16 protein-coding genes and 1 pseudogene are annotated in these 16,201 nt (G+C 51.0%); 7 read left to right on the top strand and 10 right to left on the bottom strand.

The features are described 5' to 3' along the window. Positions 1 to 46 precede the first annotated feature (46 nt). From IT774_RS16065 to yrfG, 3 genes are all read right to left on the bottom strand, one after another. Positions 47 to 1,423, bottom strand: a complete 1,377-nt coding sequence (locus tag IT774_RS16065; RefSeq protein ID WP_195810664.1) for an NAD-dependent succinate-semialdehyde dehydrogenase — start codon at positions 1,421 to 1,423, stop codon at positions 47 to 49. 193 nt (positions 1,424 to 1,616) lie between these two features. Then, positions 1,617 to 2,153: an inosine/xanthosine triphosphatase gene (yjjX, locus tag IT774_RS16070; protein WP_195810665.1), complete on the bottom strand. Its 537-nt coding sequence runs from the start codon at positions 2,151 to 2,153 to the stop codon at positions 1,617 to 1,619. 4 nt (positions 2,154 to 2,157) lie between these two features. Then, positions 2,158 to 2,847 (bottom strand): GMP/IMP nucleotidase, encoded by a 690-nt coding sequence (gene yrfG, locus IT774_RS16075; RefSeq protein ID WP_195810666.1) that lies wholly within the window; start codon positions 2,845 to 2,847, stop codon positions 2,158 to 2,160. 71 nt (positions 2,848 to 2,918) lie between these two features. On the opposite strand from yrfG, the gene nudE reads away from it, so the two are divergent. From nudE to IT774_RS16090, 3 genes are read left to right on the top strand one after another with little or no spacing between them, the layout of a single operon-like run. Further along, on the top strand, positions 2,919 to 3,482 hold the full coding sequence (nudE, locus tag IT774_RS16080) for an ADP compounds hydrolase NudE (protein WP_195810667.1): 564 nt from the start codon (positions 2,919 to 2,921) through the stop codon (positions 3,480 to 3,482). A gap of 3 nt (positions 3,483 to 3,485) precedes the next feature. Beyond that, on the top strand, positions 3,486 to 4,316 hold the full coding sequence (gene cysQ / locus IT774_RS16085; RefSeq protein WP_195810668.1) for a 3'(2'),5'-bisphosphate nucleotidase CysQ: 831 nt from the start codon (positions 3,486 to 3,488) through the stop codon (positions 4,314 to 4,316). Positions 4,317 to 4,320: 4 nt separating this feature from the next. Beyond that, positions 4,321 to 4,893 (top strand): YceI family protein, encoded by a 573-nt coding sequence (locus IT774_RS16090; protein ID WP_195810669.1) that lies wholly within the window; start codon positions 4,321 to 4,323, stop codon positions 4,891 to 4,893. Between the two features lie 86 nt (positions 4,894 to 4,979). On the opposite strand, the gene mdoH is transcribed toward IT774_RS16090, so the two are convergent. Next, complete coding sequence (gene mdoH / locus IT774_RS16095; protein ID WP_195810670.1) at positions 4,980 to 6,908, bottom strand: glucans biosynthesis glucosyltransferase MdoH; 1,929 nt, start codon at positions 6,906 to 6,908, stop codon at positions 4,980 to 4,982. Further along, positions 6,886 to 8,418: a glucan biosynthesis protein gene (locus IT774_RS16100; RefSeq protein ID WP_232365025.1), complete on the bottom strand. Its 1,533-nt coding sequence runs from the start codon at positions 8,416 to 8,418 to the stop codon at positions 6,886 to 6,888. Before IT774_RS16100 ends, mdoH begins: the two co-directional genes overlap by 23 nt. A gap of 514 nt (positions 8,419 to 8,932) precedes the next feature. On the opposite strand from IT774_RS16100, the gene IT774_RS16105 reads away from it, so the two are divergent. Continuing rightward, positions 8,933 to 9,475 carry an outer membrane beta-barrel protein gene (locus IT774_RS16105; RefSeq protein WP_195810672.1) on the top strand — a complete coding sequence of 181 codons (543 nt, stop codon included), beginning with the start codon at positions 8,933 to 8,935 and terminating at the stop codon, positions 9,473 to 9,475. A gap of 17 nt (positions 9,476 to 9,492) precedes the next feature. Next, positions 9,493 to 9,942, top strand: coding sequence for a septal ring lytic transglycosylase RlpA family protein (locus IT774_RS16110; protein ID WP_232365026.1), 450 nt, complete (start codon positions 9,493 to 9,495; stop codon positions 9,940 to 9,942). Positions 9,943 to 9,983: 41 nt separating this feature from the next. On the opposite strand, the gene IT774_RS16115 is transcribed toward IT774_RS16110, so the two are convergent. The 4 genes and pseudogenes from IT774_RS16115 to IT774_RS16130 form a co-directional block, all read right to left on the bottom strand. Beyond that, a complete protein-coding gene (locus IT774_RS16115) occupies positions 9,984 to 10,220 on the bottom strand; it encodes a YheU family protein (RefSeq protein ID WP_195810673.1) in 237 nt (78 codons plus the stop codon). A gap of 15 nt (positions 10,221 to 10,235) precedes the next feature. Then, positions 10,236 to 11,251: pseudogene (locus IT774_RS17950) on the bottom strand (hydrolase). A 5-nt stretch (positions 11,252 to 11,256) separates the two neighbouring features. Further along, positions 11,257 to 11,751, bottom strand: a complete 495-nt coding sequence (locus tag IT774_RS16125) for a TIGR02444 family protein (RefSeq protein ID WP_195810674.1) — start codon at positions 11,749 to 11,751, stop codon at positions 11,257 to 11,259. Next, positions 11,738 to 13,633, bottom strand: a complete 1,896-nt coding sequence (locus IT774_RS16130; RefSeq protein WP_195810675.1) for an ATP-binding cassette domain-containing protein — start codon at positions 13,631 to 13,633, stop codon at positions 11,738 to 11,740. The genes IT774_RS16125 and IT774_RS16130 overlap by 14 nt, the downstream gene beginning before the upstream one ends. Before the next feature lie 191 nt (positions 13,634 to 13,824). Here IT774_RS16130 and IT774_RS16135 point away from each other — a divergent pair, with 191 nt between their 5' ends. Continuing rightward, positions 13,825 to 14,031 (top strand): YheV family putative zinc ribbon protein, encoded by a 207-nt coding sequence (locus IT774_RS16135; protein ID WP_195810676.1) that lies wholly within the window; start codon positions 13,825 to 13,827, stop codon positions 14,029 to 14,031. A gap of 204 nt (positions 14,032 to 14,235) precedes the next feature. After that, positions 14,236 to 15,354, top strand: a complete 1,119-nt coding sequence (locus IT774_RS16140; protein ID WP_195810677.1) for a DUF748 domain-containing protein — start codon at positions 14,236 to 14,238, stop codon at positions 15,352 to 15,354. Between the two features lie 28 nt (positions 15,355 to 15,382). Here IT774_RS16140 and IT774_RS16145 read toward each other — a convergent pair whose 3' ends face one another. Further along, the gene (locus tag IT774_RS16145) at positions 15,383 to 16,033 is read right to left on the bottom strand and encodes a transposase (protein ID WP_195810678.1); all 651 of its coding nucleotides are present in this window, start codon (positions 16,031 to 16,033) and stop codon (positions 15,383 to 15,385) included. Positions 16,034 to 16,201 lie beyond the last annotated feature (168 nt).

Consider the following 16,201-nt stretch of genomic DNA (forward strand, 5'->3'; position numbering starts at 1 on the left):
AAAAAAGCACCCGAGGGTGCTTTTTTTTTGGATGCTTCGATGGGACTTAGTCTGCCACAAAGATGGTTTTGATATTCACAAACTCTTTAATACCGAAACCGCCATGTTCACGCCCATAGCCACTTTCCTTTACGCCGCCAAAGGGTAGATTTGGCTGGGCCAGCGAGTACCCATTAATGTTGACCATGCCGGTATCAAATTCAGTGCGCGCCAGTTCGATGGCACGTTCGGTATCTTTTGAGAAGATACCGCCACCCAGGCCGTAGCGAGAATCGTTGGCGATACGCATGGCATCTTCATCGTCTTTAGCACGAATCAGGGAAGCGACCGGACCAAACAACTCATCATCGTAAGCCGGCATTCCGGGTTTCACGTCTTCCAGAATGGTTAGTGGGTAAAAGTAGCCTTTACCACCGGATAAATCCCCGCCCATGGTGCAGGTTGCGCCGTTTTTAATCGACTGCTGAACCTGGTCATGCAGCTTATCAATCAGATCTTTACGGGCAATTGGACCCACATCGGTATCTTCATCACGTGGATCGCCTACTTTAAGATCCTTGAATGCTTTTACATACGCATCGCGAAACTCATCATAAACCTTGTCCGCCACAATGAAACGCTTGGCCGATACACAGGTTTCACCATTATTGATTACACGACCCTGAACACAGGCCTGTACAGCTGTCTCAATGTCGGCATCTTCCAAGACCACAAAGGCATCATTACTGCCTAATTCCAGTACGGTTTTCTTCGACTGGCTACCGGCATTTTCTGCTACCATTTTGCCAACTTTGTCGGAACCGGTGAAGGTCACACCGCGTATTTTGTCATGCTTGATAAGTTCGCTGGCCGTCTCGCCACTTATCATCAGTGACTGATACACATTTTTTGGAAAGCCGGCTTCTTCATACAATTCCTGAATTAGTTTGGCCATCCCAAATACATTATCGGCATGTTTAAGTACCGTGGTGTTGCCCGCCATAACATTGGGAATGCTGTAACGAATCACCTGATACAGTGGGAAATTCCACGGTTGAATGCCCAGAATGACACCCGTGGGCTGATAGGAAATAATGGCGTTACCGCCTTCATATGCACGTTTTTCATCTTTAAGTTGCTCAGGACCGTGTTCGGCACTATAACGACAGATATTGGCACACAGCTCCACTTCCTGATAGCCCTGTGCTTTGACCTTGCCCATTTCCTGGATCATCAGCTCTACGATGTCATCGGCCCGCTCATCAATTTTGTCGGCCAGCGCGTTTAATAATTTACTGCGCTCCGACACTGATGTTTTGCGCCACTGAGTAAACGCCTCATGGGCATTATCTACAGCCTGTTTTGCTTCATCGTTGCTAAGCAAGGTATAAGACTGCAGCTTCTCTTCGGTCGCCGGATTAATGGTTTCGACGGTATTTGACATAGTTTTGCCTCCTGTTAGGAAAATATGTATCAAATAACGGTGCAACATCGAAACCAACTGCGCTGACAATTGGAATACCCTCTCAATATCAACTAGTTAAATGTGAAAAAGCGATTAAAGTAGCGCCTGAACCAGCATGCGCGTAGACAGATTTTCACACCCACAGGCAAATATCACACGCCGGGGCGACAGCTCATAGAAAAAAGGCGGGCTGGGTAAAGGGCGCCAGCGCCAGAATCATGGCCATTTCATAAACACCTTGTCGGGTGGCCTGATGCTGAGTCAACAACCCGATCGCCCCACCCTGTTGCTTAATATTGGTAGTATGAAACAGCCGATCCATGACATCACCCAACTCTTCACCCTGTTGCAGCGCCTGAAATACCGCAGGGGGAAGCGGTAAGCTGGCACTGCGACCTACCGACCACTGGCTCTGGTGATAAATCGCCATATAGGCAAAGGTAGCAGGCCCGTCGGTAAACTCGGCAGCGCCACCTTCAATGGCCACAAACCAGTCATTGTCAAAGCTTTGTGCAGACGCCTGCTGTAGCAACCCTTTGACCCGGTTCAGAGCCCCTTCACGGGTCTCGGCTTCACTCAAAGGCTGATCTGATACGCCACTGCTTACCGGGCGGCGCTCGGTGGTGACGCTCTGTTCAAAGACTTTTTCCAGGGCAGCGGCGGCTGCATTTACTTTGACCGGATTGGCCGAGCCAACAATACAATGCATAACGTCAAACCTTGGTGGGTACTGCTCTGGGCACAATATCCACCAGCAGCTCACGATAATCGCTGGTGGCCGGAAATTCAGTAATGGTGCGGGCTGGTACTTGGCTATCTGGATTTGCCACCGCTAGAAGATGAGCAATACCGAACTGGCGGGCGGCAGCAAGTATCGGCAAACTGTCATCCACAAACAGCGTCCGGGCGGGGTCAAACTGCAGTCGCTGCTGAACTTTTTGCCATAATTGCTGAGATTCTTTAGAGACACCAAACTCATGGGTCGATATCAGCGTATCAAGATGCGTATCCAACTGGGTTCGCTCTACTTTCAGCGCCAGGTTATCGGGGTGGGCATTGGTTAACAGCACCACCTCGCGGCCGCTTTGCTTAAGTGCGTTTAAAAACGGAATGGTGTCATCGCGCATACTGATTAAATGCGCAATTTCGTGTTTTGCCGCCATAATATCTATATTGAGTTTGGCGGCCCAGTAGTCCAGACAATACCATTGTAGCTGGCCGCTGACCTGCTGGTAATATTGGCTCAGGCGGGCTTTTGCTTGCGCCACCGTTTGTTTGTTGGCAAGCGCGACTTTCTGGACCAGATGTTCTTTCCAGAAAAATGAGTCGAAATGCAGATCCAACAGGGTCCCGTCCATATCCAGCAAAACGGTGTCGATTTGGCTCCAGGGCAGAAATGGCAAGCGGTTTTCCTTATGATACATTAAGCTTTAAACTGACCTTCATATAATAGCGAAAGATAGCCACGATAAACATGAGTAAAATTGATCCCGACAAAGTGCTGCCACGCATTCATCATCGCGAAATTGTGGCGCAAAGTAATCTGTTTAAGGTTGAGCGTGTTGACCTGGAGTTTTCCAATGGCGCCACCCGCCAGTTCGAACGCATGGCCGGCTCTCATCGCGGCGCGGTAATGATTGTGCCAATGCTCGACCATGACACCTTTATTCTGGTGCGTGAGTACGCGGCGGGAAACCATTCTTACCAGTTGGGATTTCCAAAAGGGCTGATCGATCCTGGTGAGGATGCTATCGAAGCCGGCAATCGTGAACTGATGGAAGAAGCCGGTTACGGAGCCCATGAGTTACAGGAAATTCACACGGTCAATATGGCTCCCAATTTTTTCAATTCTGAAATGCGCATTGTGGTGGCCCGGGATTTGTATGAAAAATCGTTAGAAGGCGACGAACCCGAACCGCTGGAAGTGGTCACCTGGAAGTTCAGCGACCTCGATGCACTACTTGAACGCCCCGACTTTATTGAAGCCCGTTGCATCGCCGCGCTGTTTTTAGCAAAAAAATGGCTTAAGGAGCAATAACCTATGCCCGACTATACCCTGCAGACATTGTTGGATTTGGCTAAATCCGCGGCGGTGGAAGCCGGTCGCGAAGTGCTGAATATTTATGACTCAGGCGATTTTAGCGCGTATCAAAAACAGGATGATTCTCCGGTCACCAGTGCCGATTACAAAGCCAATGATATTATTACCCAACGGTTAGAAGAAGCTACCCCGGACATTCCTATTTTGTCCGAAGAAAACATGCATGCCAGCCTGGCTGAACGAAAACAGTGGTCGCGATACTGGCTGATTGACCCCATTGACGGGACCCAGGAATTTATCGCGCGCAGCGGTGATTTCGCCATTAATATCGCTTTGATTGAAAACAATGAACCGATTATCGGTGTGATCTACTGGCCGCCGGGCCAGACCCTGTATTTTGCCAGCAAAGATCAGGGCGCGTTTAAAGCCTCGCCGGAAAAGGAATGTCAGATACGGGTTCGTGAGCTTGATGATCCAGGCAGCAGCGTGGTGAAAATTGCCATTAGCCGGCGCCAGTCGCGGGACAAAATTTTATCAAAGCTGACCCGGGAGCGGACCTATCAAACCTTGCCGCTGGGCAGCTGCTCCCTGAAATCCTGTTTTATTGCCGAGGGTAAAGCCGATGTATTTATGCGCATTGGTATTACCGGCGAATGGGACACCGGCGCCTCACAATGTATCATAGAAGAAGCGGGCGGCCGTATTTTAGCGGCGAATTTTGAGCCACTAACTTACAATCAGCGCCATTCTCTGGAGAACCCGGACTTTGTGGTGATGGGGGACCAGCGGGTACCCTGGCAGGAAATTGTACAATATACAAAGGAGAAATAACGTTATGCTAAAATCCTTGATGGTGGCCGTGGGCACCCTGAGCGCCTTACCCGCTTTGGCTGCCTGGCAGCTCGACAGCAATGACTCGCAACTGCATTTTTTATCCACCAAAAATGCTCAGGTAACCGAAATACACGAGTTTAAACAGCTTGAAGGGTCGGTTGATGACTCTGGCGCGCTGAAAATTCAGGTCGATTTGGCTTCCGTGGCGACCGGCATCGACATTCGCGATACCCGTATGCAAACAAAGTTGTTTAATACCAGCGAGTATACCAGCGCCACCTTTAGTGGCACCTTACCTGAAACGGTTTTAACCATGGCTGCCGGTACCAGTGCCATCAAAACCATTGAAGGCGCCATTGATTTGCAAGGCAAAAATGTAGCCACGACCTTTACGGTCATGATTAATCGTTTGACTGACACCACCTTCACGGTGGCCACGGTAAAACCCACGCTGTTGGCCGCGGGCGACTTTGGACTGACCGAAGGTGTTAAAACATTACAGTCCATCGCCGGGCTTGAAAGCATTACCATGACGGTACCGGTGACCTTTGCCGCGACCTTTACTCAGCAATAACACATAGACAGATGACATAACGCCCCACCAAGGTTGGGCGCACGAGATCAGGGCCGGGACTTAGACAGGGCTTAGCCGGCCCTTTTTTATGCCTGTCGGGAAGTTTCAGGTGCCCGCATCGGCTGGGGCGCCGCATTCAGATTTTGTAATGGCATAGATTGCCGGCGATCAGCAGGTAAAGCCGGTTCCCGTGCTGGCTGGTCAGGTAGTGAAAACCCGGGCAAATCAGCAGCGACCCGTTGCAGGCAACCATCAGGCGACAGCTCCTCTTTAATCACAAACACCCCGTGGCGCTCACTCCATAATCCCAGTCCATCACTGCTACTATAACGAATCACTGCCGCTCCGATGAACATGCCGGTGAGCACCGGCAGTAGCCATAAGAACAAAACCGGGGTAAACCAGGCGGTCAGACCGCCCCAGGCCAGCGCCAGCAGGGTCATCCAGCGGGTATAGGTCAGCGCATCCCGCCACGGCACCATGCGGCCTTCACGCTCCTGGGCTTCCCAACGCACCTTATGGCCAATCAAGACGCTCAGCACAAAGAAGCTATGGTAAAACATCATAATGGGGGCAATTAAGATGGCCATAAACACTTCCACCAGGCTGCCTTTGAGCAGCCGCAGCACCCCGCCAAAGTGTTTTCGCCGCTGGATAAGCGCCAGTACTATGCCCAGCAATTTAGGCATAAACAACAGCGCAATGGTCCCCCACAGGGTCGCCAGCATGATGCTTTCTTTGGCAATTTGCCAGGTGGGAAAAAGCTGGTACGGCGAGAGAAAAAAATCCGGCGGCGTAAGCGCGCGCACCAGCGCTCTGGCGGTGCCCAGCCCCAATACGCCAAACAGCACAATAGACGAAATATACGCAAAGGCACCAAATAAAAAATGCAGACGATTAGTCAGCTTTAGCTGCTTTACCCCAAGCAATCCTAAATGCTGGATATTGCCCTGCACCCAGCGGCGATCACGAATTGCATAATCAATCATATTGGCCGGAACTTCTTCATAACTGCCATCGGTGTCGGTCAGCAAAAAACACTGCCAGCCGGCCCGTTTTAATAACGCCGCTTCGACAAAATCGTGACTGAGGATGTCACCGCCAAACGGCGCGCGACCGGGTACCCGGGGCAGGCCGCAATGCTGCATAAACGGCGCAATACGAATAATTGCGTTGTGCCCCCAATAGTTGGCGCTGTCGGTCTGCCAGAAGGACAGACCGGTGGCCAGCATGGGGCTGTACAAATGCGCGGCAAACTGCACAAACCGGCCAAAAAATGAATGCTGGCGTACCGGCATGGGAATCGTCTGAATCAGCGCGGTGTCAGGATTCATTTCGATTCGACGGGCTAAATCCAGCATACGGGTGGCCGACATCACACTGTCGGCATCCAGCACTATCATGGCTTCGTAATAACTGCCCCAGCGCTCACAAAACTCGGTAATATTGCCAACTTTGCGTCCGATATTCTTTTCACGGCGCCGATAAAATAACTGCTGCTGATGCGCTGGTAACCGCTCGCACAGCCGCTGCCAGGCTTTTAATTCGGCTTCGGCTTTGTGCGGGTCGCGAGTATCTGAGAGCATGTAAAAATCAAACTGCTGCGCCTCGTCAGTCTCTAATAACTCTCTGACACAGGCTTCAAACCCCACCATGATACGCGCGGTATCTTCATTGTAGACCGGCATTATTATCGCGTGCCGATGTGCCAGGGGTTTGTCAGCCGCCGGTGACGGCTGCGCACGACCCAGTGTCAGAGGGTCAATATGGAACAGCTTCAACCCAAACCCCATTACCGCGGTCCAGAACGACATCGATAGCCACACAAACAAAGGCAGTGACAAGGCTAACTGACCCAGTTCCAGCCAGGTCAGCTGGTTGGGTCGAAATATCTCGAACAGAGCCCACATTGCCAAAGCGGCTGTGGGCAGGGTCAGCAAGGTCATAAACCCGATACGCCAGCCCCGGCCGCGTACCCGGAACTGGCCTGGTTTAGTTTTTCGGCTGGTAGACATAATTCCAGACCTCACTGATCTTCTGTTTGTTATGATTTAAAAACAAACGCATATCCACTGGCTTGTTGGTGTCGGGCAACAGCAAAAATGTGGCTCGTATAGCCTTGTTATTATTGACTTTCAATAAGCGGGCCTGCTTTACCGAGCCCCCATTTACATCCAGAATAAGATTAAGATCGTCCACTGCCAGATTAAAGCCACTGGGCAGCGTGAAATCGACTACAAACCGCCGTACGGTTTGCTCTTCAGAAGATTCAAAACCGGGCAGATGACTGACCCCCTGCCGGGTACGGGTGACCACGGCTTTATCATAGTGCATCGGCTCTTGTTCTACAGTGCGAAGCGAATAGGAAAAGTAACGGCTTTGCCCTTCTTTAAGCGGCTTTTCCGGCACCCAGTAGGCCACAATATTGTCATGGATTTCGGCATCAGTGGGAATTTCCACCACCTCTAACCGGCCTTGTTCGAAGCCGGCCTTGGGGGTAACCCAGAGCCCGGGCCGCAAATGATAGTTGGCTTCGGCATCCAGATAGCTGTCAAAGTTACCGTCACGTTGCAACATACCAAAGCCTCTGGGCCGGGCATCTGCCAGCGAGGTAATTTGCAGGCGGGCGGGGTTCGTCAGCGGTCGCCAGATTTGCTCACCGTCATGGTTGATCATCAACACCCCATCGCTGTCATGCACCTCTGGGCGGTAATCATCCGGCCGCTGCTCGGTATTCTCGCCATACAAAAACATACTGGTAAAGGGCGCAATCCCCAGCTTCTTAATATCCTGACGAGCAAATAACCAGGCACTCACCTGGGCGCGGGTGTCTTTGCCAGGCTCCAGCACAAATTTATAGGCACCGGTTACAGAAGGACTTTCAAGGCGTGCATAGACCGTGATGGGTTGTCCGGGGCGAGGTTTGATGAGCCAGAAATGGGTGAAGCTGGGAAATTCTTCGCCTTTGGGCAAACCGGTATCGATGGCCAGCCCACGAGCAGAGATACCATAGACCTGATTTTTCCCTACCAGCCTGAAATAAGAAGCGCCCTGGAAAACCGCAAACTCATCTTTATATTCATCGCTTTTAATAGGGTAATGCACCCGAAAGCCAGCAAAGCCACTGTCTTTATCGGTCAGCCCTTTGTATTGTTTTGCCTGTTGTTCGTACCGGAACATAGCAGGGTCAAAATCAAGCTGATGCTGACTATTATCATACTCTACGACATTAATAGTGACCGGCTGGTCATACAAAAAACCCGGATGGAAAAACTGAACCTCATAATCATTTTTGCCATGCCACAAGGCTTTGTCCGCCTCAAAACGAATGGAGCGGTAGGGTTGGTAATCCATATTTTTCAGCTTTTCATCCAGTCCGTGATCATCTGGCTGATAGTCTTTAGCTGCCGAGGCTTTCGCCTGTTCAATAACTGACATCAGGATCGGTCGGTTGGTTGGCAGTTTAAGCGCCTCCTCGTTCTGGGCGGCGACGGGTCCCATCCCGCAGACCCATAGCGCTAACATAACAAGCCCCGCTAGCGGCGGAGGTTGGCGGTACTGTTGGCGGACTGTGCGCCCCTGCACACCAGGTATGTCTGAGAAAAAGCTTCGCAGCATGGAAATCTCCTTTGTATGGCCTGAACCGATAGTGCAAATGCTGAATCTGCATTTATGCCTTTAATATGGTTATGTGTTAACTATCAGTAAGGTGAGTCTGATAGCCCCCTCCAGAGTCTGACGCATTAGCGATATCTTATTGATGCTTTTGCAAAAACCATGAAAATACGTAGAAAATAAGCGACAGCTTTACACACCTTTTCGCGCGCCGGTCAGCTCCGGAAACCGATTAATTACAATTTAGGGATGAATACGTAAGATAACGAAATAACGATGAATTTCATGTAGTTGATTTATATATAAACGGGCTGAAAAACCGCTGTCAGGCAAGCTGGCAAACTGCTTGCAGGTCTATCGGTTGTTAGATTATTTCAACACACTCACTCGTGTAGTACACACGACACTTTTCTCAGGAGTAGTTATGCGCAAATCAATTTTGCTTTCTTCGGCACTTATCGCGGGCTCTATGTCTTTTTCTGCCCTGGCCGACTCACCAGACTGGCGCTATGTTGAAGGTGGCTATACCATTCTGGATACGGATGCGACCGAATTTGACGGTGCCAGCGTAAACGCTAAATACTTGCTGCAAAATAATGTTTATCTGAACGGTGAATACAGCAATGTCACTGATAATGGCTTTGATATTAATATGGCGACCGCCGGTGTGGGTTACCGTATGCCGTTAAATGGCAACACTGATGCCTATGTCGGCGCCAACTTCGAACGCATTGATACCGATGCGCACGATGAAAATGGGTATAGCGTCAATACCGGTGTGCGTTCTATGGTTGCTCAGGATGTCGAGCTGATGGGTGAAATCGGCTACTACGATGTGGATGATGGCGATGTCACCGTGAAAGTCGGCGCCAATTATTATTTTGCGCCACGCTGGGCGGCCGGTGTGAGCTACGAAAAAATCGATAGTGTCGATATGACTCAGGTCACCGCACGTTACACCTTCTAAAATAGGTCGGGGCCGGTATGCTACCGGCCTTTTTATTGCCAATGACCTTCATTACCATCTTACGGTTACCCGCCCTTCTTGCTATGCTGGTGGTCGGCGGCTGCAGCACCTATAACTCTGCGTCCTCCGCGTCCACAGCCTCTTCATCACCCTCTGCTGTCACTGTTCCGGCTAACGCTGAGCAGGGTCAGGCCAGTTATTATGCGCATTATTTTGAAGGCAGAACCACCGCCAGTGGTGAACGGTTTGACCACTGCGAACTCACCGCCGCCCACCGAACCTATGCTTTTGGCACCCGGGTCCGGGTTACCCATGCGCACAATGGCAACAGTGTGGTGGTGCGTATTAATGACCGTGGACCGTTTGTGTCGGGCCGGATAATTGATTTATCCAGCGCCGCTTTTTCACAGTTAAGTCCCCTTGGCGCGGGCGTTATCCCGGTCACCCTTATGCCATTGGATAATTAATGCCCTCTGGATAAATAGGTGGTTCGCTGGATAATTAAACGTTACGCGTCTTCATCATCGGGTAACGGCAGGGCATCTTTAGAGCGAATATCTACAGTTTCATGCAGTTCAGAGTAAACCAATACCACGTCGCCTGCCTTTAACTGCGCCAGCACCTGCGCCACTTTTTCGTCAAAACTGGCTTCCACTTCGCCGTAATCGGTACCTTCACGAAGAACAAATGATTCTGCAATACTGTGCAGCGTTTCTGCCGACAGTTCATCAATGGGAATCAGCATAAAACTCCTGCTTAATTAATCAGACTGAGTAGGTAAAAACTGTTCAAAAAACTGCTTCACCCGTTGTTGTAACCATACCTGGGGACGCAAAATGTTGCCCTGCATAAAGCCGACATGGCCGCCCCGGTCACTAAGCTCTACCGACACCGCGCTGGCCAGCTCTTCTTCCCGGGGCACAATAAGATGATTCATAAAGGGATCGTCAATACTATGCAGTACCAGCGTCGGGCAGTGAATCGCGCTTAGGTAGTGAAACGCACTGCACTTTTCGTAATAATCCTGGGCATCGGTAAAATTGTGCAGGGGCGCGGTGACTTTATCGTCAAAGCGGGCAAAGCTGTCAATGGCATCTACTTCATCGGGCCCCAGCTGAATAAGGCTACGATAATCGATAAACGCCATTTTTTGCTTCAGAGTGTGCTTCATACTGTTGAGCAAATATTTTTGATAAATGCGCGAAAAACCGGTGTTAATGCTGCGTGCGCACTCATCCAGCTTCAGCGGCGCCGAAATCGCTACCGCGCCATCCAGCCATTTTTGTGCCGGATTTTCGCCCAATAACTTCAACAGCATATTGGCGCCCAGTGAGAACCCCACCGCCACCTTGGGAATCCCCGGAAACCGCTGCTGTAGCAGTTCTAAAAAAAGGTCGGATCTTCGGTTTCCCCGGAATGATAGGCCCGGGGCAACCGATTGGGCTCACCACTGCAGGAACGAAAATGCATCATCACTACTTGCCAGCCTGACTGGCTCAGTGCTGCCATCATATCGTTTGCATAGTGCGACCTGATACTGCCTTCTAAACCATGAAACATTGCCACCACCCCGGTGGTACGAGCCGGTTCAGGCCCCCACGCCAGGTCGAGAAAGTCGGTATCGGGTAAGGTTACCCGTTCCATGGTGTATTCAAGGGGCAGCCGCTTTTGGATAAACCGCGGCCAAATGGTTTGCAAGTGGCGGTTACGCGCCCACCATGGGGCCCGAAAACTGCTTTTATGGATGTGACCATGATGGTGTTTTTTTCGTTGCATAGGACCTATTCTGACAATGCCAGTTTAAGCAAAGCACGAATATCATCGATGGCCGCTTCGTTGTTGCGCAGTTGATAGGCATGAATAAATGCCACGATACTGACATTAATTCCTGTTATGTCAGACTCTTCCACCGTCATATTATTGTAGGCGCTTACCAGTTCAGCCTGTTGTTCAGACTCCAGCGCCAGTTCCTGTTCTTTTAAGCGGCCATAATTGTCGTGGTCCGGATGCGACGGGGCCTTAGCCGCCTTACGATGCAACCGGTGCTTTTGCAAGCCCTCTTCACTGTGGGCAATGGCGGCTTTTAGAATCTGCCATTGTTTTAACACCACAATTTTCTGATGGTCCAGGCACCAGCACAACATTAATAGCATATTGACATTGACCCCCGCGGTGTCTTGCAGCCGCAGGCATAATGCTTCTGCCTGCGGCGCCCGATAAACGCCGGTGGAATAACGCCAAAAATCGGTGGCGGTCAGATTATTATTCTGTGTCATAGTCCTGCCTTGCGGTTTCAATGGCCTCCTGAGCATCCAGCCAGGCCATTTCATGTTCTTCCAAAGCTTGCTTCAACTGCGTTTGTTTGTCGAGCAATTGCATCAGCGTCTTTTTGTTGTCGTCGTCATACAAGCTGCTGTCACCTAGCGCCTCTTCAACCTCAAGCAGCGCTTCAGAACAGGTTTCCATTTTTTTCTCATGCAGCTTAAGCGCTTTTTTATAGGGCGCCACCGCTTGCCTGAACTCGGCTTCTTTGCGTTTGGTGGCTTTGCGATCTTCTTTAGGTTTGTCGCTGACCGGGGTCTCGGTGTTTTGCTGGGTTAAAATCCAGTCGCGATAATCATCCAGGTCGCCATCGAAAGAAGACACTTCACCGCGGTCCACCAGATAAAAGTCCTCACACACAGAGGACAGCAAATAGCGATCGTGCGAGACCAGCACCATGGCCCCTTCAAAGCCTTGTAAGGCCACATTCAGGGCGTAGCGCATCTCCAGATCAAGATGGTTAGTGGGCTCATCCAGTAGCAATAAATTGGGCTTTTGATACACAATCAACGCCAGCACCAGGCGGGCTTTTTCACCGCCGGACATGGGGGCTACGGTACTCAGCGCTTCATCACCGTTAAAACCAAATCCCCCTAAAAAGTTACGTAGCTGCTGTTCGGTGGCACGGCTATCCAGGCGCTGTAAATGCAACAACGGCGACGCCTGAGGATCAAGATATTCCAGCTGATGCTGGGCAAAATATCCCACCTTCAGCCCCTGGGCGATAGAGAAATCGCCGCGCATAGGGTCAAGTACCCCTGCCAGCAACTTGATCAGCGTTGACTTGCCCTGGCCATTTCGCCCCAGCAGACCAATACGGCTGCCGGGTACCAGGTTCAGCTTCACCTGCTGCAAAATAATGGTTTCATCGTACCCAAGCTGCACATGTTCCATCGCAATCAATGGATTAGGCAGATCGGTGGGTGGGGCAAAAGCAAAACTGAACTGACTGGCCGCGTGCGCGGGTAACAGGGTTTCCATTTTTTCCAGTTGTTTGATTCTGCTCTGGGCTTGTTTGGCCTTACTGGCCTTGGCTTTAAAGCGGTTTATAAACGACTCTAGATGCGCGATTTTGTCTTGCTGCTTACTGTATTCAATATCCTGCAACCGGGCGCGTTCAGCGCGTTGCACTTCAAATGAAGAGTAGTTACCGGTGTAGGCCACCAGCTGCTTATGTTCAACACTGATGATCTGGCCCACCGTGGTATCGATAAACGCTTTGTCGTGGGAAATTAACAGCAAGGTGCCGCTGTATCGCTGCAGCCATTTTTCCAGCCAGATAACCGCATCTAAATCAAGGTGGTTAGTGGGCTCATCCAGTAACAACAAATCAGAGGGGCACAACAGTGCCTGGGCCAGGTTCAGGCGCATGCGCCATCCACCGGAAAAAGCGGTCACCGGGGCTTGTAATTGCTCGCTAGCAAACCCCAGTCCAGCCAGGATCGTAGCGGCACGGGCCTGAACATCGTAGGCGCCGGCTTGTTCAAGCTGACCATGCAACGCGGCAATGGCCACGCCGTCGTGGTCACTTTCGGCCTGGGCCAGCTGAGCCTGTAGTGTGCGTAGGTGCTGGTCGCCATCGATAACATAGTCGATGGCCGCCCGCTCTGTCGCCGGCGTTTCCTGAGCCACACTCACCACCCGCCAGTGGGCAGGCACATCGCACGAGCCCGCATCCAGACTCAGCTCATGACGTAATAAGGCAAACAGGCTGGATTTTCCACAGCCATTACTGCCGATCAACGCCGCTTTGTGGCCGGGAAATATCTGGGCATTGGCTTGCTCAAGCAAAACCTTGCTGCCTCGCATCAATGTGACATCAGAAAGCTTTATCATAAACCATTCGGGTTGCTGGATTTTGGGCGCAATAGCGTAGCAAAAATCCGTTGGAAACGCTTGTTTTATACACCGTAGTGCCAGATTGGATGCATCGGTGACCCAGGTTACTCAGGATTAATGCCATCGGCCCTGCATCCGCGTGTTGTTTTCGGTATAATTGGGCAGCAATAAATAACTACCGAGGCATTATGACCAATCGAAATCGCCGCCGCTTTATTGCCGGGGCCACCTGCCCTAACTGCAAAGCGCTGGACACCATCATGTTGTATTTTGAAAACAACATGGAAAAAATAAAATGTGTGGAATGCGATTATCAGGAAAATCAGACCGATGAAAAAGTACAGTCTTCGACCCGTGAAAACGAAGATGTGATTGGTATTTTCAAACCCGGTTAACCCCTTCGCATGCAGGCTCGCAATACGTAATTTTTGCAAGCAGAGGGCCGCTTATCTCCCAGCTGGAGCCAACCTTCAGGGGGCGGCGCCGTGAGTAAAATCATCCCAGGCATCGTCGCTACTACGCTGCCCCCTGTGACGGCAAATTGGCACGTATCTTTCTATTTTATCCGAACAAGACAGGCTTTATTGAAGGCATACGCCATGGTACGGGTTTCCGGCTGGGTAAAGGGATTGTTAGGGTTGCTGCTGGTGGTGCTGGCCATTCGGATAGCCTTACCGTATGCCGCGCAGTGGTACATTAACCGCACGCTGAGCCAGCCTGGGGAGTATCAGGGTCGGGTTGGCGATGTTGATTTGATGCTATGGAAAGGTGCATACAGCCTCGACAACCTTCTCATTATCAAGCAGGGTGGCTCACTGTCCCGCCCCCTGTTCCAATCCGATAGCATAGAATTCAGTCTGCTCTGGTCGGCGCTGATGGATGGCGCCGTGGTGGGCACCGTTACGCTGCGGCGGCCGGAAATTAATTTCATTGATGCCACTGATGATTCCCAGGATCAGGTGGGTGTTTCGGAAAACTGGCTTAATCTGGCCAGTCAGCTGTTCCCTCTACAAATTGATAAGCTGGAAATCATCAATGGCCGAATTGGTTTTTACAATCCCGACACGGCACCACCTATTGAAGTGGCGCTGCACGCCATTAACGGCGCCGCGTTTAATCTGGTGAATAGCCGGGATCTGTCAAAAGACTTAGTAGCCCGGGCTCAGTTTCAGGCCAACACGGCCGAACAGGGCACCCTTGCGCTTAACGCAAAGCTTGACCCAAGCACCCGCAAGCCCACCTTTGATATTGATGTGCAGGCCAAAAATGTGGCACTGGTCAATTTCAAAAACCTGCTGGATACGTATGCCCCATTTGATTTGGAAGCCGGCTCCCTGGAGCTGGCGGCCGAGCTGGCCAGTGACGATGGTCACCTTAAAGGCTACATCAAGCCCATTTTGCATGACGTCACCGTGTTTTCCTGGAAAGGCGATATCGTTGAAGACGATGACGGCTTTTTTGCCGGCATCGTAGAAGCGGGGTCGGCGCTTATTGCCGAGATTTTTGAAAATCAGTCAGAAGAGCAGATTGCCACCAGAATCCAGCTCAGTGGAAACCTGGATGATCCTGACACCCCGATTCTGCCTGCCATTGGCGCTATTATTGAAAATGCTTTTATCAATGCCATCCAGGGTACGGTAGAAGGATCGGTAGAATTAGAAGACGCCACCAGGCAAAAACAGGAGTCTGAAAATCAACCCCCTGCGGACAAAAGCTGATGGCAGGGGGCGGATATTGGTTTACAGGCTAGGCGATGTTCTGCACCTTATTGCGTGCCGGAGTTTTGCGCGGCCGACCGGGTTTTCCCTCTAGTAGCCGCCGGCCAGTGACATGTTCCAGACGCTTGATAAAGTGCTCATCGCCTAACGCCAGACTCATACGCAGGGCCTTTTCAATTTGGGCTACCTGTTCGGCCGGCAACAGGGTAGCGCATAAAGCATGGTAAGCCTGCTGACGCTGTGACGGCGTGTCGCCTAAGGCCTGATAACTGGGGTGAGGGGTTACGATGGACTGACCGCTACCATATTTATTTTCCTGCGCGCTGCTATACAGGGAAGGTGGCGTTTGTTCCTGTAATTGCTGCGAACAAAACATCAGCCGATCGATGTAGCGATAGACTGCCAGTGAGTATTCGTCGGATAAAATCAGCGACGCTTTGTAACGATCCTGCCAAATACCGCCCCGATGATCATATTTAGTATTAAAGTGCTGAGCATACATGCGCCCGGTGGCCTGTAGCATGCTGGAAATTCCGTTACTGGTTTGTGGGGTAACCAGAATTTGCAACTGGGTGGCGGTCATGCCCCAGGCATGAATGGCAACCTCGTAGCGTTCAGCGTACTCAGATAAAGCAGCCAGATAGATTTGTTTGTCATCATCATCTGCCAGTACTGCCAACCCACTACGGGCAACCCGATGAATATGCTGTGGAATACCCGGGGGGCGGTGCGAAGCTTTCTGGCCATAGTGTTTGTATTTTTATCCAAGAAGAATGACAAAAATATAGTCAAGGATATGGCCCTGTGCGACTTTTGTAGGCAATTAATTTAGTTTTTTTAGGTCTAC

This window comes from Salinimonas marina, from assembly GCF_015644725.1.
Classification (GTDB): Bacteria; Pseudomonadota; Gammaproteobacteria; order Enterobacterales; family Alteromonadaceae; genus Alteromonas.